A 15,538-nucleotide genomic window follows, 5' to 3' on the forward strand; every position below is an offset into this window, starting at 1 on the left:
CAAGGCTCGACGATTTTGCTTACTTTGCGTTGAGTGCCAGTTTGGCAACTTGCGGCGCCGGCTGGTAGCCCGGAATCACCTGGCCGTCAGCCAAAACGATGGCCGGCGTGCCGCTCACACCAATCGACTGGCCGAGGGCGAATTGCTTGGAAACCGGGTTGGCGCACTTGGCAGCCTTGATTTCCTTGCCATCGACCATCTTGTCCATGGCGGCTTTCTTGTCGGCCGAACACCAGACAGCTTGCAACTGCTCGTCACCCGGCGAACCCAGGCCCTGGCGCGGGAACGCCACGTAGCGCACTTCAACGCCGAGCTTGTTCAGCTCAGGCACTTCGGCGTGCAGCTTGTGGCAGTACGGGCAGGTGGTGTCGGTAAAGACGGTGATGTGAGTCTTGGTTTCACCAATGGCCGGGTAAACCACGGTTTCAGCCACCGGGATGCCGTTGATCAGCTTGGACACGCCCAGGCGCTCGGCTTTCTCGGTGAGGTTGACCGGCTTGCCGTCTTTCAACTGGAACAGGTAGCCCTGGACGATGTACTGGCCATCGGCGCTGGCGTACAGCACGCGGCTGCCCTTGAGCTTGACTTCATACAGGCCGGCCATCGGGCTGGCGCTGATGCTTTCAATCGGGGTGTCGAGCTGGAGGGCTTCCAGGCTCTTGCGGATTGTCTTTTCTGCGGCGTCATCGGCGACGGCAAAGGTGGAGACCAACGCAATGGCTGCGATGGCGAAAATCTGGGTCAAGCGCATGGGAACTCCTGAAGGCAGATGCAGGGACGGGAGCAGGAACACCGATCTTCAAACACGGGTTTGGGCCGTCCCCTTTGCGAACCGGCAAAGCCTACCACAGTTGGGCCGCAGGGCAGCCAGTCGCGGGGAAATTGGGCTTTTTCCGATGTGATTTTCATCCTCGGGGATGGTGCTTGGCGTGCATCTCCTGCAAACGCGCCCGGGCCACGTGGGTGTAGATCTGGGTGGTGGATAAGTCGCTGTGGCCCAGGAGCATTTGAACCACGCGCAAATCCGCGCCGTGGTTGAGCAAATGCGTGGCGAAGGCGTGACGCAGGGTGTGGGGCGACAGCGACTTGCCGATCCCCGCAACCTTGGCCTGGTGCTTGATGCGATGCCAGAAGGTCTGGCGGGTCATCTGCTCACCGCGCAGGCTGGGGAACAGCACATCGCTGGGCCGACCGTTGAGCAACTCGCTGCGGGCATCGCGCATGTAGCGCTCGATCCACACAATCGCCTCTTCGCCCATGGGCACCAGGCGTTCCTTGCTGCCCTTGCCCATCACGCGCAATACGCCCTGGCGCAGGTTGACCTGCTCCAGGGTCAGGCTGATCAACTCGGTGACGCGCAGGCCGCAGGCATAAAGCACTTCCAGCATGGCGCGGTCACGCTGGCCGATGGCTTCGCTCAAGTCCGGGGCTGCGAGCAAGGCTTCGACGTCGGCTTCCGACAGGGACTTGGGCAGGGGCCGGCCTAACTGCGGCATATCGATTTGCAGGGTCGGGTCGATCGCGATCAGCTTTTCCCGCAGCAGGTAGCGATAAAAGCCACGTACGCCGGAAAGAAAACGCGCGGTAGAGCGAGGTTTGTAGTTTTGCTCCAGGCGCCAGGACAAATGGTCAAGGATCAGCTCGCGACCGGCGTTGAGCAGTTCGAGGTTTTTCTCCTGCAGCCAGCCATTGAACAACGCCAGGTCACTGCGGTAGGCCTGGCGGGTGTTGTCTGACAGGCCTTTTTCCAGCCATAGGGCATCGAGGAAGCGGTCGATCTGGGGGTGGTCAATGGCGGGCATGAGGGCTCAGGCTGGGAAAGTGGCGGTGTCGGGTAGATCCTATCGCAGCACAGGCATCTACACATCAATGAAGGCGGGCAAATAGTCTGTGGCGAGGGAGCTTGCTCCCGCTGGGGCGCGAAGCGGCCCTGACTGACCATGAGGCCCAACAGAGAGACTTCTATTGCAGGTTTCAGGGCCGCTGCGCAGCCCAACGGGAGCAAGCTCCCTCGCCACAAAAGCGACTCGACTCAGGATCAGTCGGCAAACCCTGGCAGCACGGGCACCGGTCGTTTGTCAGTATCAATCGCGACAAAACTGAACACACCCTGGATGGCCTTTTCTCGTCCGTCAGCGCTCATGCTTTCGACAAATACTTCCACCTGGACCTTGAGGCTGGTGTTACCCACCTTGATCACGCGACCGATCAGTTCAACGATGGAGCCCGCCGGTATCGCGTGATTGAAGTCGATACGGTCGGTGGAGACCGTCACAAGCGGCAAGCGGCAGAAACGCGTAGCCGTTATGAACGACACTTCGTCCATCCATGCCAGTGCGGTACCGCCGAACAGCGTGTTGTGGTGGTTGGTAGTCGGTGGGAAAACGGCTTTGGTCACATGGGTAACGGAAAGGTCAGTACGACGCTGAATTTCTTCGAGGCGGGTAGTCATGAATAGATACCGGAAAAAAAGACAAATTTCAGGCAACAAAAAAGCAGCCCGTAGGCTGCTTTTTTCTGCATCGGGAAGCTGGACTTAAGCCAGTTTTTCCTTGATGCGAGCTGCTTTACCGGACAGGTCACGCAGGTAGTACAGCTTGGCTTTACGTACGTCACCGCGACGTTTAACGGCCATGCTGTCGATTTGCGGGCTGTAGGTCTGGAAAGTACGCTCTACGCCAACACCGTTGGAGATTTTACGAACGGTGAAAGCACTGTTCACACCACGGTTACGCTTGGCAATTACCACGCCTTCGAACGCTTGCAGACGCGAACGGTCGCCTTCCTTCACTTTCACCTGAACGACAATGGTGTCGCCCGGGGCAAAGGTAGGGATCTCTTTGGTCATCTGCTCTGCTTCGAGTGCAAGGATGATTTTGTTAGTCATGCTGTGCTCCTAAGGTAAGTCGTCGGACCTACCATCGATACGTTGTTAACTATCGTCCCGCCCGAGGATGTATTCCTCGAGCAGCTTCTTCTCTTCTCCAGAAAGCGAGCGGCTTTCCAGAAGATCGGCGCGTCGTTCATAGGTCCGCCCGAGGGACTGCTGTAAACGCCAACGCCGGATGTGTGCGTGATTGCCACTTAGCAATACGTCGGGAACACGCTGATCCGCATACACCTCCGGTCGGGTGTAGTGCGGGCAATCCAGCAAACCATCCGTGAAGGAATCTTCCTCCGCGGAGTCCGCATGCCCTAAAGCTCCAGGCAGCAGTCGTGTAACCGCATCTATCAGGACCATCGCCGGCAGCTCGCCGCCAGACAGGACATAGTCCCCAATCGACCACTCTTCATCGACATGAGCTTCAATAAACCGCTCGTCAATGCCTTCATAGCGACCGGCAATCAGGATTAATGCTTCCAGATTCGCCAACTCGCGCACCGCCGACTGATTCAGCTGACGGCCTTGAGGGGACAGGTAAATTACCTTCGCCTTCTCCCCGGCGGCTGCCTTGGCCTGAACCAACGCATCTTCCAGGGGCTTGATCTTCATCACCATGCCCGGGCCACCGCCAAATGGGCGATCGTCCACAGTGTGATGTCGATCCGTCGTGTAGTCTCGCGGGTTCCAACAGGTGAGCTGCAAGAGCCCCTGTTTCACCGCCCGACTGGTGATGCCGTACTCGCTGATGGCGGAAAACATCTCGGGAAACAAACTGATCACTTCAACGCGCAGGTTAGCCACGTTAGAAGTCCGCGTCCCATTCCACCTTCATCTCGCCCGCTGCCAGGTCGATGGCCAACACGCATTGCTCTGTATAGGGCAATAGGCGTTCACGATCATCCAGGCTGCCAGCGCAAGGCTTGACCACCATTACATCATTGGCGCCGGTTTCCAGAAGATGATCGATTTTCCCGAACAATTGCCCGAGTTGATCAATTACCTTCAGACCTTCCAGCTGGTACCAGTAGTACTCGCCGTCGGTCAATTCAGGGAACAGGTTGCGCGGCACGCAGATCTCATAACCGGCCAGAAGACGAGCTTCTTCACGATCATCAAGACCCTTGAGCTTTGCGACCAGGAACTTGTCGCTCCCGCGTCCACTGACCAGCTCTACCTGTTTCACACTACCTTCGCGCTTGAGCGTCCAGGTCTTGTACTGCAACAGGTTTTCAGTCGGATCAGTAAAGGAATACACCTTCACTTCGCCGCGAACGCCATGAACAGAGTAAATCTTGCCGATAACGATCAAATCATCAGCAACCGCTGGCGTCGCGTTCATATTGCTCAGGCCGCAGCCTTAGATGCATCCTTCAACAACTGAGCAACGCGCTCAGAAGGTTGTGCACCAACGCTCAGCCAGTAGGCTACGCGCTCTTGGTTCACGGACAGACGGACTTCTTGACCACGAGCGATCGGGTTGAAGAAGCCAACTTGTTCCTTGTGAGAGCCGTCACGTGGGTTGCGGCTGTCAGTTACGGTCAAGTGGTAAAACGGGCGCTTTTTGGAGCCGCCAAGGGCAAGACGGATTGTTAGCATGTGAACATCGTTCCTGTAGTCGGTGCTGCAAATCTAAATGCACAGCGGGCATAGGTGCCCGAAAGGCCGCATATTCTAAGGAATATCCGGACTTTTGCAAATGTCTTTTTCTGGCGCCTATCAGCGTGCCATTCAGATCTGCTATAGAGCCGTCGGTTAAAACGGCAAGTCAGCTCCCGCCAACGGCGGGTTTGCTGGAGATCCCACATCCCTGTGGGTCGGAGCAAAAGCAGGCTTTTGCTCGAATTCTTTACATCTTTGGCATGCCGCCGCCGGGCAACATACCGCCCATGCCGCGCATCATCTTGGCCATTCCGCCTTTTGCGGAGAATTTCTTCATCATCTTCTGCATCTGCTTGTGCTGCTTGATCAAGCGACCGATGTCCTGCACCTGGGTGCCGGAACCCATGGCGATCCGACGTTTGCGCGAACCGCTGATCAGCTCAGGGTCGCGGCGCTCGGCCGGGGTCATGGAATTGATGATGGCTTCCATCTGCTTGAATTGCTTCTCTGCCGCGCCCTGGGCATTGCCCATTTGCGCCAGGTTCACGCCGCCGATGTTCGGCAGCTTGTCCATCAGGCCGCCAAGGCCGCCCATGTTCTTCATCTGTTGCAGCTGGTCGCGGAAGTCTTCGAGGTCGAAGCCCTTGCCCTTCTTCAGCTTTTTAGCCAGCTTGTCGGCTTTGTCCTTGTCGAGGGTCGCTTCCGCTTGCTCGATCAGGCTGAGCACATCGCCCATGCCGAGGATACGCGAGGCGATCCGCTCAGGGTGGAACGGCTCGAGCGCTTCGCTCTTCTCGCCCATACCGATGAACTTGATCGGCTTGCCGGTAATCGCACGCACCGACAAGGCGGCACCGCCACGGGCGTCGCCGTCGACCTTGGTCAGGATCACACCGGTCAGCGGCAGCGCGTCACCAAAGGCCTTGGCGGTGTTGGCCGCATCCTGGCCGGTCATGGCGTCGACCACGAACAGGGTCTCTACCGGGTTGATCGCGGCATGCAGCGCCTTGATCTCGCCCATCATCTCTTCATCGATGTGCAGGCGACCGGCGGTATCGACGATAACCACGTCGATGAATTTCAGCTTGGCTTCTTTAATAGCAGCCTGGGCAATATCGACCGGCTTCTGGCTCAGGTCGGACGGGAAGAAGGTCACACCGACTTCGCCCGCGAGCATTTCCAGTTGTTTGATCGCGGCCGGACGGTAAACGTCCGCAGACACCACCATCACCGACTTCTTCTTGCGCTCTTTAAGGAAGCGCGCCAGTTTGCCGGCCGTGGTGGTTTTACCCGCACCTTGCAGGCCAGCCATCAGCACAACGGCTGGCGGCACGGCGCTGAGGTTCAAATCTTCGTTGGCCGCGCCCATCAGGCTTTCGAGTTCAGCCTGGACGATCTTCACAAACGCCTGGCCCGGGGTCAGGCTGCGGGACACTTCGGTGCCGACCGCGCGCTCTTTGACCGAGTTGACGAAGTCCTTCACCACCGGCAAGGCGACATCGGCTTCCAGCAACGCCATGCGCACTTCACGCAGGGTGTCTTTAATATTGTCCTCGGTCAGCTTGGCCTTGCCGGTGACATGGCGCAGCGTCTGCGAGAGACGGTCAGTCAGATTTTCAAACATGCGCGATCCTTTCAGGCCCTATGTTAGACCGAGGTAATGGCGGCCCAGGCTGTGGTAAATCGCTATTAAAAACAGCGCTCGGCGAGCCTGCGGCGTGGGCAGGTCGCGGATTATAGCGAAGACTGTCGCCATGCACACCCGCTGTCTGGCCTGAGAGTCTTTCGTGTTACGCAGGTGTATGCCAAACTCAGCGCCTTTCGGGCCTGCTTAACAGGATTTATGCTCCCTTTGTCACCCAGTTTGCTACCCAGCCTCGCCGCCGCCATCTTGTATGCCGCTGCGACCCTCTATCAGGGCACTCGTCTGGCCCAAGGCGCCAAGGCCGACAAACGCCTGTTGGTAGGCCTTGGCGTGATCGCCCTGCTGGCCCACGCAGCGAGCCTGTTCACGCATTTGATGACGCCGGTCGGCCTGGGCCTGGATTTTTTCAGCGCCGCCAGTCTGATTGCCGCCGCGGTGATCGCGCTGACCCTGATGGCCTGCTACCGGATCCCGGTGGAGAACCTGCTGGTGCTGCTGTTCCCGCTCGGGATGCTGACGGTGCTGCTGGCGCAATTCACTCCGACCGGCACCGTGCAGGTCATTGATGAAGAGCCGGGCATCCTCGCCCACATCCTGCTGTCGATCCTCGCCTACGGCATGTTCACCATCGCGGTGTTCCAGGCCTTGTTGCTGCTGTTGCAAGACCACCAGCTCAAGCACAAGCACCCGTCCGGGCTGATCAAGAACTTCCCGCCGCTGCAAACCATGGAAAGCCTGCTGTTCGGCTTCCTCTGGGCCGGCTGGACGCTGCTGTCGCTGTCGCTGATCTCCGGCTGGCTGTTCGTCGAGAACCTGTTCGCCCAGCACCTGGTGCACAAGACCCTGCTGGCGTGCCTGGCCTGGGTGGTGTTCAGCGTGCTGCTGTGGGGCCGCAACCGCCTCGGCTGGCGCGGGCACAAGGCGATCCGCTGGACCCTGGCCGGTTTCTGCCTGCTGATGCTGGCCTATTTCGGCAGCAAGCTGGTTCGCGAATACATCCTGCATATCTGACGGGCAGCCGACATGGACAACTTGCCCTTAGGGCCGATGCTTGCCGTAATAGCCTTGCTGGTTTTATGGTCGGCGCTGTTTACCGCCATCGAAGCCGCCCGGCAACATTTGCTGGCGCTGCGCCCTGGCACCCGCCAGGGTGACAAAGCCGCCGCCCGCCTGAATTTTCCGCGCAACAGCCTGATCCTCTGCAACACCCTGTGCCGCGCCGTGGTGGTGATTCTCTGCACGCTGCTGGCGATCTACGCCTGGGCAGAAAACGGCCCGTGGCTCGGCTGGGTGATCTCCAGTGCGGTCCTGCTGGTGTTGGCCGACTATCTGCCGCGCGCCCTGGCCACTCGCCACCCACAAACCATACTTGGCTTCGGTAATACGTTGCTGGGCGTGCCGCTGAAAATCCTTTCCCCACTGGCTTGGCTGCTCAATGGAATCAGCCTGTTGCTGCTGCGCCCGTTCGCCCGCAAACCGGGCGTGGTCAAGAAAAGCGACGAGCCGCAGCCGGATCAGGACGACGAGCCGGAAGCCGAAATCCCCAACACCCGCGCACCGGGCATGCCAGGCATCCATGCCCTGGACAACATCACCGTGAACGACATCCTGGTGCCCCGCAGCGAAGTGGACGGCATCAACCTGGATGACTCGGTAGAGGAAATCATCGAGCAGCTGCGGGTTTCCACGCGTACCCGGCTGCCGGTGTTCCACAGCGACATCAACCAGGTCGAAGCGGTGCTCAACACCCGGCAGATCCGCCACCTGCTGCCAGACGCCAGCCTGACCAAGGAAGCGCTGCTGGCCGCCTGTCACGAGCCCTACTTCGTCCCGGAAAGCACGCCACTGCAACTGCAACTGCTGAACTTCCACAAGCAGCAGCGCCGCCTGGGCATGGTGGTGGATGAATACGGCGAAGTGCTGGGCATCGTGACCCTGGAAGACATTCTTGAAGAAATCGTCGGTGAGTTCGAAAGCGAGCAGCACCTCGACAACCCGCACATCCAGCCTCAATTGGATGGCCGCTACGTGATCGACGGCGCCGCCTCGATTCGCGACCTGAACAAAACCCTCGGCTGGCACCTGCCCAGCGACGGCCCCAAGACCCTCAACGGCCTGGTGACCGAAGCGCTGGAGACCATCCCGGATTGCGCCGTGTGCCTGAAAATCGGCCGCTATCGCCTGGAAATCCTCGAGACCGAAGACAACCGCGTGGCCAAGGTACTGATCTGGCACATGTAGGAGCGAGCTTGCTCGCGAAAAACCCGAGAGCGCCGTTGGCTGTCAGGTTCCCCGTGTTATCGTTAACGAGCATCGCGAGCAAGCTCGCTCCTACAGGGGCCGGCGCCGCGATGTCGTGTCTGACCGGTGCTTGCTCCCATCCCGAGCCGCCCCGCGCACAACCCTGATCCATGGGTGTTCGACCAATAATAATCCGCGTCCAAACGCGCAATGACCGTCAGGGATACCTCAATGAGCACCACCTATAACGAGACGGCGACCGCCGCCCCGACCAATTCGACGGCCCGGGTCGCCACCGCGAGCATCATCGGCACCGCCATCGAGTTCTACGACTTCTATATCTACGCAACTGCCGCCGCACTGGTGATCGGGCCAGTGTTCTTCCCGCAAACCTCCGGCACGGCGCAGATGCTCGCCTCGTTCCTGACCTTCGGTATCGCGTTTATTGCTCGTCCGTTGGGGTCGGCACTGTTCGGCCACTTTGGTGACCGGATTGGCCGTAAATCGACGCTGGTGGCGTCCTTGCTGCTGATGGGCGTGTGCACCACGCTGATTGGCTTGCTGCCCGGTTATGACAGCATCGGCGCCTGGGCGCCGATCCTGCTCTGCGTGCTGCGCTTTGGCCAAGGCCTCGGGCTTGGCGGCGAATGGGGTGGCGCGGCGTTGCTGGCGACCGAGAACGCACCGAAGGGCAAACGCGCCTGGTTCGGCATGTTCCCGCAACTGGGCCCGTCGATTGGCTTTTTGGCAGCCAACGGGCTGTTCCTGATCCTGGCCATGAACCTGAGCGACGAGCAGTTCCGCAGCTGGGGCTGGCGCATTCCGTTCATCCTCAGCGCAGCGCTGGTGATGGTGGGTCTGTACGCGCGGCTCAAACTGCACGAAACGCCGGTGTTCGCGAACGCCGTAGCCAAGGAAGCTCCGGTAAAAGTGCCGCTGGTGGAACTGTTCAGCCAGCATTGGCTGCCGGTGCTGCTGGGCGCGGCGTCGATGGTGGTGTGTTATGCGCTGTTCTATATCACCACCGCGTTTTCCCTGAGCTACGGCGTGTCCACGCTGGGCTATAGCCGTGAAACCTTCCTCGGGCTGCTGTGCTTCGCCGTGCTGTTCATGGGTGCGGCGACGCCGTTGGCGGCGTGGGCAAGCGACCGTTACGGGCGTAAGCCGGTGCTGATTGTGGGTGCGATCCTGACCATCCTCTCCGGCTTCACCATGGAACCGTTGCTGACCCACGGTTCAACCTGGGCAGTGGCATTGTTCCTGGCGCTGGAGCTGTTCCTGATGGGCGTGACCTTTGCCCCGATGGGCGCAATGTTGCCGGAACTGTTCCCGACCCGCGTGCGTTATACCGGTGCTTCGGCGGCGTATAACCTGGGTGGAATCGTGGGCGCGTCGGCGGCACCGTTCTTCGCGACCAAGCTGGTGGCGATGGGCGGTTTGAGTTATGTCGGCGGGTATGTGTCGGCGGCAGCGGTGATCAGCTTGATTGCTGTGCTGTGCCTGAAAGAGACGCGCAATAACGATCTGAACAAGGTCGCCTGATAAACCGCCTTCGGGAGCAAGCCCCCTCCCACATTTTGATTTGCGAATACATTCAAATGTGGGAGCGGGCTTGCTCGCGAAGGGCGCGACTCGGTTACAGCTCTACAACAACTGCCTTCGAAGCACGGGTAGCTTTAGCCCGGGCAGCCTCAATCGACTCATCCCGCGCCAGCGCCACGCCCATGCGGCGCTGACCGTTCACTTCCGGCTTGCCGAACAAACGCAACGCCGTATCCGGCTCGCTCAACGCAGCACCCAGGTTGGCAAACGCCGTCTGGGTCGACTTGCCTTCCACAAGAATCACCGCCGAAGCCGAAGGCCCGAACTGACGGATCAACGGGATCGGCAGGCCGAGAATTGCCCGCGCATGCAGGGCAAACTGCGACAAGTCCTGGGAAATCAGCGTCACCAAACCAGTGTCATGGGGACGCGGCGATACTTCGCTGAACCACACCTGATCGCCCTTGATGAACAGCTCGACACCAAACAGACCACGACCGCCCAGGGCCTCGGTCACTGCCTTGGCAACACGCTCGGATTCCGCCAGCGCAATCGGGCTCATGGCCTGTGGCTGCCAGGATTCCTGGTAGTCGCCCTTCTCCTGACGGTGACCGACAGGCGCGCAGAAGGTGGTGCCGCCGATGTGGCGCACGGTCAGCAGGGTGATTTCGTAGTCGAAGTCGATAAAGCCTTCGATGATCACGCGGCCTTTGCCGGCACGCCCGCCTTCCTGAGCGTAATCCCAGGCTTTCTGCACGTCATCGGCACTGCGCAACAGGCTCTGGCCCTTGCCCGACGAACTCATCACCGGCTTCACCACACACGGGAAGCCCAGGTCGGTGACGGCCTTGCTGTAGTCCTCGAAGGTGTCGGCAAAGTGGTACGGCGAGGTCGGCAGGTCGAGCTCTTCAGCGGCCAGGCGACGGATGCCCTCGCGGTTCATGGTCAGCAACGTGGCGCGGGCGGTCGGGATCACGGTGAAGCCTTCGGCTTCCAGCTCAACCAGGGTCGCGGTGGCGATCGCTTCGATTTCCGGCACGATGAAGTGCGGCTTTTCGGCTTCGATCACGGCACGCAGGGCGGCGCCGTCGAGCATGTTGATCACATGGCTGCGGTGGGCAACCTGCATGGCCGGTGCGTTGGCGTAGCGATCCACGGCAATCACTTCAACGCCCAGGCGTTGCAGTTCGATTACCACTTCCTTGCCCAGCTCACCGCAGCCACACAGCATTACGCGGGTCGCGGTTGGCGACAATGGAGTTCCGATTCGGGTCATCTCAGGTCCTCAGGGGAGCGGATCATGTGGAGAAAGGCCGGCATTTTACATGAACTGTAAGGATTGGCTTCAGTTGGCGACGCGCTGGCGGCGCAAACGCCAGGCCATGGCCAGCCACACCACGGTGACGCCGGCGAACTTCGAGACCAGGGCAGTGCCCGCTACGGCAGGCGTGAGCGCGCCGATCAGGCCGAAAAAGATGAAGGTGTCGAGGGGAATACTCAGCGCCGAACTTATCCACAGGCGGTCGTGGAGCGGGCGCTTGGTGATGCTGAACACCAGCCAGTCGATGCACTCGGACACCGCGAACGCCGTGGCGCTGGCCAGGGCGATGGACGGATCAGAGGTGATATAGGACAGCACCAGCGCCGCCAGCATGGCGATGATCGCGCCGTGACCGAAGCGGGTTTGCACCATGTCCCGCAGGACAAACACCAAACCGCCCCAGGCAGACCAGATGACATCCAGGTGCGGGGCGGTGGAAAAGGCGAAATTAATCAGCACGACGCTGCTGATGTAGGCAATCAGGAAGAACATGGGGCGAGGGACCTGTGAACAATGGGCACAGGGTACTTCACATTTGGAAATATGTCGTCTGGGCGGGCCCTTTCGCGAGCAAGCCCGCTCCCACATTTTGAACGCATTCCTCCAAGATAAACGCAATCAAATGTGGGAGCGGGCTTGCTCGCGAAAGCGGTCTATCAGGCGCCGGACTTCCCCGGAATCATCCACACCAGCCCGCTCGCCTTCGCCCGCTCATGGCACAACCCCAGCACCACCCGGCGCTCGGTGTTGTCCATACGGCTCCAGCGGGTAATTTCATCCACCGTGCGCTGGCATCCCGTGCAAATATCATCGTCATCCAGCGCGCAAATGCTCACGCAAGGCGACGCTACCGGCCGTTCAGATACGGTCATTCTTCCTGCTCAACCAGATCACGGGCATAACGCTGGGAGTTATGCACATAGTGCGCAGCGCTGGCTTCAAGCATCTTCTTCTGCACGTCGGTCAGCTCCCGTACCACTTTGCCCGGCGAGCCCATTACCAGCGAACCATCGGGAATTTCCTTGCCCTCACCGATCAGCGAATTGGCGCCGATGATGCAGTGCTTGCCGATCTTCGCGCCGTTAAGAATCACCGCGTTGATGCCGATCAGGCTGTAATCGTCCACCGTGCAGCCATGCAACATGGCGTTATGGCCGATGGTCACGCCGGTGCCGAGGGTCAGCGGGTAACCCATGTCGGTGTGCATCACGCTGCCGTCCTGCACGTTGCTGTTCTTGCCGATCAGGATCAGCTCGTTGTCGCCGCGCAACACCGCGTTGAACCAGACGTTGGCGCCCTCCTCCAGCTTGACCTTGCCCACCAGCGTGGCATTGGGGGCCACCCAGCTGTTGGGATGGGTTTCGACTCGGGCGTCGCCCAGGCGGTATTTCATAGGTGGATCCTCACGGCAGGAACGATGGCCATCTGGCTCTTAGGTATTGATGAAACTTTTCGGCGGCCGATGCAGGCTGATGTCGGCATCGTCATAGAGCAGATTGATCAGCTCGACAATCATGATCGCCGTCAGGCCCCAGATCTTGTATTCGCCAAACCGATAACTGGGCACATACCAACTGCGGCCCTGGTAATCGATACGGTGGGTGTGTTCGCGGGGATCCTGGCGAAAAAACTCCAGGGGCACGCTGAAGACAGCGGCGATCTCGGCGTCATTGGCCAGGTATTCAACGTAATCAGGGATAACGCCTACATAAGGCGTGACACGAATCCCGTGCAGGGAAATCAGCGGGCTCAGCGGACCAATCACTTCAACCAACCCCGGCGGCAGGCCGATTTCTTCTTCGGCCTCGCGCAGCGCGGTGAATATCAGGTCGGGATCTTCAGGGTCGCGGCGCCCGCCAGGGAACGCCACTTCACCGCCATGGGTGGATAGCCCGCTGGCGCGCAAGGTCAGGATCAGCTCGGGTTCGTCACTGCGGGTGATCGGCACCAGTACCGCCGCTTCCGGGAACCGACCGTCGGTCTCCAGCGTGCGTGGCGTATGATTGCTTACCCGGCGAAGTAGCTCGTCCAGCATGAGTCATCTCGGTCTGTTGGCTACCTTGCATCATGCACCAAACCTTGCGCACGCCCAACCCCAAAACCCTGGCCATGTCGCTAAACGACAACTTGCAGGCCATACCCGGTCACGCCAAGATAGGCGCACTCTCCAGGAACCCCAGCATGAACTTCTGCAGCCAGTGCGGTAAACCAGTCACCCAGCGCATTCCCGAAGGCGACGCACGCCTGCGTTATGTCTGCGATCACTGTCAGACCATTCACTACCAGAATCCCAATATCGTCGCCGGCACGGTGCCGGTGTGGGGCGAGCAGGTGCTGCTGTGCCGCCGCGCCATCGAGCCGCGCCTGGGTTTCTGGACCTTGCCTGCAGGCTTTATGGAGAACGGCGAGACCGTCGAACAGGCTGCCATGCGCGAAACCATGGAAGAAGCCTGCGCCCGGGTGCGCAACCTGAGCATCTATACCTTGATCGATGTGCCGCACATCAGCCAGGTGCACATTTTCTACCGCGCCGAACTGATCGACCTGGATTTTGCCGCAGGCCCCGAAAGCCTTGAAGTGCGCTTATTCGATGAAGCCGACATCCCTTGGTCCGAGCTGGCTTTCCGCACGGTCGGGCGTACCTTAGAATGCTTTTTTGCTGACCGCCGGCAACAGTCGTATCCGGTACGCAGCGAGTCCGTGCCGCCGCTGACCCAGTTGGCCAAATAACAATCCAGGCGGCACGTAGTCTTTTCAGGGGATACCGTTTTAATGCGTTGGTTGCTTGCTCTGATCTGCCTGTCGTTTGCCACGCTGTCGCCAGCCTCCACCCAATTGATCCTGGGGGGCAAACCCGTCGAGAAAATCCTGGTGCTCAAGTCCGCCCATCAGTTGCAACTGATCAACGACGGCAAGCCCCTCAAGACCTATCGCATCTCCCTGGGTAAAAACCCCAAGGGCACCAAGCTGATGGAAGGCGACCGCCGTACCCCGGAAGGCTTCTACTGGATCGACTGGCGCAAGACCAGCGACCGCTTCAACCTGGCCATGCACATCTCCTACCCCAACATCAGCGACTCCGCCCGCGCCCGCCGCGAAGGGGTCAAGCCCGGCAGCATGATCATGATCCACGGCACCCCCGACGCCGAGGACTACCCCGAAGAGCTGTTCCACACCCTGGACTGGACCGACGGCTGCATCGGCATGCGCAATGTCGACATGCGCGAAGTCTGGAACCTGGTGAAAGACGGCACGATGATCGAGATTCGTCCGTAATTTCCCGCCGCTCGTAAAATAATTCAAAAAAAATTCCTGCCCCGCGCAGCGCTTACCGGTGAATACCAGTTCACCCCGGCAAGCTGCGCGCTTCTGCCCGACAGAAAGACCTCTCTAATACCACTTGGATTGGCGCACTATTAAGGCGCCCGTAAACGCTCGCCTGCACCGTTTTCGCTGCATTGACATGGTATTTAAGTGGTATTAGCTTGCGATCACTACCGGGCGACAACACTCCAATAACCGCATCGGAAACCGACACGATGAACCCCATCCTGGCCCTGCGCCCCGACGATAAACAATCGACGCCGCTGTACCTGCAACTGGCCCGTAACCTCGAAGCCGCGATTCATGCTGGCCAATGGAAATCCGAGCAGGCATTGCCGTCGGAACGCGCCCTCAGCGAGCAACTGAGCATTTCCCGGGTGACCGCCCGTAAAGCGCTGGAAGTACTCTTCGAACAAGGCCTGATCCGTCGCAGCCAAGGCTCCGGAACCTTCATCACCCCACGCCTGGAACAGCCGCTGTCGCGCCTGTCGGGCTTCAGCGAAATGCTCCGGCTCAAGGGGTTTGTGCCAACGTCCCAGTGGCTGGAGCGCGATATCACCCAGCCGACCCATGAAGAGTTGATCCGCCTGGGCCTGTCGCCGAGCGACAAGGTCGCGCGCCTCAAGCGTTTACGTAAGGCCGACGACACGGTGATGGCGATTGAAATGACCGCCATGCCCGCCTCCGTCCTCCCCCACCCGCAGGCCATCGGCAACTCGCTCTACGAATACCTGGAGAGCATCGGCAAGCCCATCGTGCGCGCCCTGCAACACATCCAGGCAATCAACGCGTCGGACGAGTTTGCAGCCCTGGTGGGCATCGCCCCCGGCACCGCCATGCTGCTGATGACCCGGGTGGGCTACACCGCCGACAACACCCCGATTGAAATCACCGACACCTATTGCCGCAACGACTACTACGACTTCGTTGCAGAACTGCGCCGCCACGACTATTCCGCTGAACTGCGAATTTAGAGAACTGC

The 15,538-nt window shown here is 59.9% G+C and carries 19 protein-coding genes; 6 read left to right on the top strand and 13 right to left on the bottom strand.

From position 1 onward, the window contains the following. Nucleotides 1–19: 19 nt before the first annotated feature. From dsbC to ffh, 8 genes are all read right to left on the bottom strand, one after another. Nucleotides 20–751 (bottom strand): bifunctional protein-disulfide isomerase/oxidoreductase DsbC, encoded by a 732-nt coding sequence (gene dsbC, locus AU074_RS28305; protein ID WP_063032964.1) that lies wholly within the window; start codon nucleotides 749–751, stop codon nucleotides 20–22. A 154-nt stretch (nucleotides 752–905) separates the two neighbouring features. Next, complete coding sequence (xerD, locus tag AU074_RS28310; protein WP_076017510.1) at nucleotides 906–1,802, bottom strand: site-specific tyrosine recombinase XerD; 897 nt, start codon at nucleotides 1,800–1,802, stop codon at nucleotides 906–908. A gap of 236 nt (nucleotides 1,803–2,038) precedes the next feature. Next, nucleotides 2,039–2,452, bottom strand: coding sequence for an acyl-CoA thioesterase (locus AU074_RS28315; RefSeq protein ID WP_063032965.1), 414 nt, complete (start codon nucleotides 2,450–2,452; stop codon nucleotides 2,039–2,041). A gap of 84 nt (nucleotides 2,453–2,536) precedes the next feature. After that, nucleotides 2,537–2,887 (bottom strand): 50S ribosomal protein L19, encoded by a 351-nt coding sequence (rplS, locus tag AU074_RS28320; RefSeq protein ID WP_003175895.1) that lies wholly within the window; start codon nucleotides 2,885–2,887, stop codon nucleotides 2,537–2,539. Nucleotides 2,888–2,932: 45 nt separating this feature from the next. Next, nucleotides 2,933–3,643, bottom strand: a complete 711-nt coding sequence (trmD, locus tag AU074_RS28325; protein WP_231988895.1) for a tRNA (guanosine(37)-N1)-methyltransferase TrmD — start codon at nucleotides 3,641–3,643, stop codon at nucleotides 2,933–2,935. Nucleotides 3,644–3,686: 43 nt separating this feature from the next. Further along, nucleotides 3,687–4,223 carry a ribosome maturation factor RimM gene (rimM, locus tag AU074_RS28330; RefSeq protein ID WP_049711676.1) on the bottom strand — a complete coding sequence of 179 codons (537 nt, stop codon included), beginning with the start codon at nucleotides 4,221–4,223 and terminating at the stop codon, nucleotides 3,687–3,689. Between the two features lie 5 nt (nucleotides 4,224–4,228). Beyond that, nucleotides 4,229–4,480 carry a 30S ribosomal protein S16 gene (rpsP, locus tag AU074_RS28335; protein WP_003209587.1) on the bottom strand — a complete coding sequence of 84 codons (252 nt, stop codon included), beginning with the start codon at nucleotides 4,478–4,480 and terminating at the stop codon, nucleotides 4,229–4,231. A gap of 250 nt (nucleotides 4,481–4,730) precedes the next feature. Beyond that, nucleotides 4,731–6,107 carry a signal recognition particle protein gene (gene ffh / locus AU074_RS28340; protein WP_003209589.1) on the bottom strand — a complete coding sequence of 459 codons (1,377 nt, stop codon included), beginning with the start codon at nucleotides 6,105–6,107 and terminating at the stop codon, nucleotides 4,731–4,733. Nucleotides 6,108–6,326: 219 nt separating this feature from the next. On the opposite strand from ffh, the gene AU074_RS28345 reads away from it, so the two are divergent. The 3 genes from AU074_RS28345 (at nucleotide 6,327) to AU074_RS28355 (ending at nucleotide 9,911) form a co-directional block, all read left to right on the top strand. Continuing rightward, on the top strand, nucleotides 6,327–7,139 hold the full coding sequence (locus tag AU074_RS28345) for an inner membrane protein YpjD (protein WP_076017511.1): 813 nt from the start codon (nucleotides 6,327–6,329) through the stop codon (nucleotides 7,137–7,139). A gap of 12 nt (nucleotides 7,140–7,151) precedes the next feature. After that, nucleotides 7,152–8,369: a transporter associated domain-containing protein gene (locus tag AU074_RS28350; RefSeq protein WP_076017512.1), complete on the top strand. Its 1,218-nt coding sequence runs from the start codon at nucleotides 7,152–7,154 to the stop codon at nucleotides 8,367–8,369. 231 nt (nucleotides 8,370–8,600) lie between these two features. Further along, nucleotides 8,601–9,911, top strand: a complete 1,311-nt coding sequence (locus tag AU074_RS28355) for an MFS transporter (RefSeq protein ID WP_063032967.1) — start codon at nucleotides 8,601–8,603, stop codon at nucleotides 9,909–9,911. Between the two features lie 94 nt (nucleotides 9,912–10,005). On the opposite strand, the gene purT is transcribed toward AU074_RS28355, so the two are convergent. From purT to AU074_RS28380, 5 genes are all read right to left on the bottom strand, one after another. Then, nucleotides 10,006–11,187: a formate-dependent phosphoribosylglycinamide formyltransferase gene (purT, locus tag AU074_RS28360; RefSeq protein WP_076017513.1), complete on the bottom strand. Its 1,182-nt coding sequence runs from the start codon at nucleotides 11,185–11,187 to the stop codon at nucleotides 10,006–10,008. A 69-nt stretch (nucleotides 11,188–11,256) separates the two neighbouring features. Then, complete coding sequence (locus AU074_RS28365; protein WP_003209599.1) at nucleotides 11,257–11,724, bottom strand: hypothetical protein; 468 nt, start codon at nucleotides 11,722–11,724, stop codon at nucleotides 11,257–11,259. A gap of 164 nt (nucleotides 11,725–11,888) precedes the next feature. Next, nucleotides 11,889–12,104 carry a DUF1289 domain-containing protein gene (locus AU074_RS28370; protein ID WP_076017514.1) on the bottom strand — a complete coding sequence of 72 codons (216 nt, stop codon included), beginning with the start codon at nucleotides 12,102–12,104 and terminating at the stop codon, nucleotides 11,889–11,891. After that, nucleotides 12,101–12,625, bottom strand: a complete 525-nt coding sequence (locus AU074_RS28375) for a gamma carbonic anhydrase family protein (protein WP_003209603.1) — start codon at nucleotides 12,623–12,625, stop codon at nucleotides 12,101–12,103. The genes AU074_RS28370 and AU074_RS28375 overlap by 4 nt, the downstream gene beginning before the upstream one ends. A gap of 39 nt (nucleotides 12,626–12,664) precedes the next feature. Next, nucleotides 12,665–13,267, bottom strand: a complete 603-nt coding sequence (locus AU074_RS28380) for a CoA pyrophosphatase (protein WP_076017515.1) — start codon at nucleotides 13,265–13,267, stop codon at nucleotides 12,665–12,667. A 146-nt stretch (nucleotides 13,268–13,413) separates the two neighbouring features. Between AU074_RS28380 and AU074_RS28385 the strand changes: the two genes are divergently transcribed. The 3 genes from AU074_RS28385 to AU074_RS28395 all read left to right on the top strand — a co-directional run bounded on the left by AU074_RS28385 (nucleotide 13,414) and on the right by AU074_RS28395 (nucleotide 15,530). Continuing rightward, nucleotides 13,414–13,962 carry an NUDIX hydrolase gene (locus tag AU074_RS28385; protein WP_076017516.1) on the top strand — a complete coding sequence of 183 codons (549 nt, stop codon included), beginning with the start codon at nucleotides 13,414–13,416 and terminating at the stop codon, nucleotides 13,960–13,962. A 42-nt stretch (nucleotides 13,963–14,004) separates the two neighbouring features. After that, nucleotides 14,005–14,508: a murein L,D-transpeptidase family protein gene (locus tag AU074_RS28390; RefSeq protein ID WP_010176835.1), complete on the top strand. Its 504-nt coding sequence runs from the start codon at nucleotides 14,005–14,007 to the stop codon at nucleotides 14,506–14,508. A gap of 263 nt (nucleotides 14,509–14,771) precedes the next feature. Further along, complete coding sequence (locus AU074_RS28395) at nucleotides 14,772–15,530, top strand: GntR family transcriptional regulator (protein WP_076017517.1); 759 nt, start codon at nucleotides 14,772–14,774, stop codon at nucleotides 15,528–15,530. Nucleotides 15,531–15,538 lie beyond the last annotated feature (8 nt).

This window comes from Pseudomonas sp. ATCC PTA-122608 (genome assembly GCF_001952855.1).
In the GTDB taxonomy this organism is placed as follows: domain Bacteria; phylum Pseudomonadota; class Gammaproteobacteria; order Pseudomonadales; family Pseudomonadaceae; genus Aquipseudomonas.

Excerpts from the sequence above, each read along its gene's own strand:
- dsbC (WP_063032964.1), bottom strand. The coding sequence starts at position 751 with ATGCGCTTGACCCAGATTTTCGCCATCGCAGCCATTGCGTTGGTCTCC.
- xerD (WP_076017510.1), bottom strand. The coding sequence starts at position 1,802 with ATGCCCGCCATTGACCACCCCCAGATCGACCGCTTCCTCGATGCCCTA.
- AU074_RS28315 (WP_063032965.1), bottom strand. The coding sequence starts at position 2,452 with ATGACTACCCGCCTCGAAGAAATTCAGCGTCGTACTGACCTTTCCGTT.
- rplS (WP_003175895.1), bottom strand. The coding sequence starts at position 2,887 with ATGACTAACAAAATCATCCTTGCACTCGAAGCAGAGCAGATGACCAAA.
- trmD (WP_231988895.1), bottom strand. The coding sequence starts at position 3,643 with ATGTTTTCCGCCATCAGCGAGTACGGCATCACCAGTCGGGCGGTGAAA.
- rimM (WP_049711676.1), bottom strand. The coding sequence starts at position 4,223 with ATGAACGCGACGCCAGCGGTTGCTGATGATTTGATCGTTATCGGCAAG.
- rpsP (WP_003209587.1), bottom strand. The coding sequence starts at position 4,480 with ATGCTAACAATCCGTCTTGCCCTTGGCGGCTCCAAAAAGCGCCCGTTT.
- ffh (WP_003209589.1), bottom strand. The coding sequence starts at position 6,107 with ATGTTTGAAAATCTGACTGACCGTCTCTCGCAGACGCTGCGCCATGTC.
- AU074_RS28345 (WP_076017511.1), top strand. The coding sequence starts at position 6,327 with ATGCTCCCTTTGTCACCCAGTTTGCTACCCAGCCTCGCCGCCGCCATC.
- AU074_RS28350 (WP_076017512.1), top strand. The coding sequence starts at position 7,152 with ATGGACAACTTGCCCTTAGGGCCGATGCTTGCCGTAATAGCCTTGCTG.
- AU074_RS28355 (WP_063032967.1), top strand. The coding sequence starts at position 8,601 with ATGAGCACCACCTATAACGAGACGGCGACCGCCGCCCCGACCAATTCG.
- purT (WP_076017513.1), bottom strand. The coding sequence starts at position 11,187 with ATGACCCGAATCGGAACTCCATTGTCGCCAACCGCGACCCGCGTAATG.
- AU074_RS28365 (WP_003209599.1), bottom strand. The coding sequence starts at position 11,724 with ATGTTCTTCCTGATTGCCTACATCAGCAGCGTCGTGCTGATTAATTTC.
- AU074_RS28370 (WP_076017514.1), bottom strand. The coding sequence starts at position 12,104 with ATGACCGTATCTGAACGGCCGGTAGCGTCGCCTTGCGTGAGCATTTGC.
- AU074_RS28375 (WP_003209603.1), bottom strand. The coding sequence starts at position 12,625 with ATGAAATACCGCCTGGGCGACGCCCGAGTCGAAACCCATCCCAACAGC.
- AU074_RS28380 (WP_076017515.1), bottom strand. The coding sequence starts at position 13,267 with ATGCTGGACGAGCTACTTCGCCGGGTAAGCAATCATACGCCACGCACG.
- AU074_RS28385 (WP_076017516.1), top strand. The coding sequence starts at position 13,414 with ATGAACTTCTGCAGCCAGTGCGGTAAACCAGTCACCCAGCGCATTCCC.
- AU074_RS28390 (WP_010176835.1), top strand. The coding sequence starts at position 14,005 with ATGCGTTGGTTGCTTGCTCTGATCTGCCTGTCGTTTGCCACGCTGTCG.
- AU074_RS28395 (WP_076017517.1), top strand. The coding sequence starts at position 14,772 with ATGAACCCCATCCTGGCCCTGCGCCCCGACGATAAACAATCGACGCCG.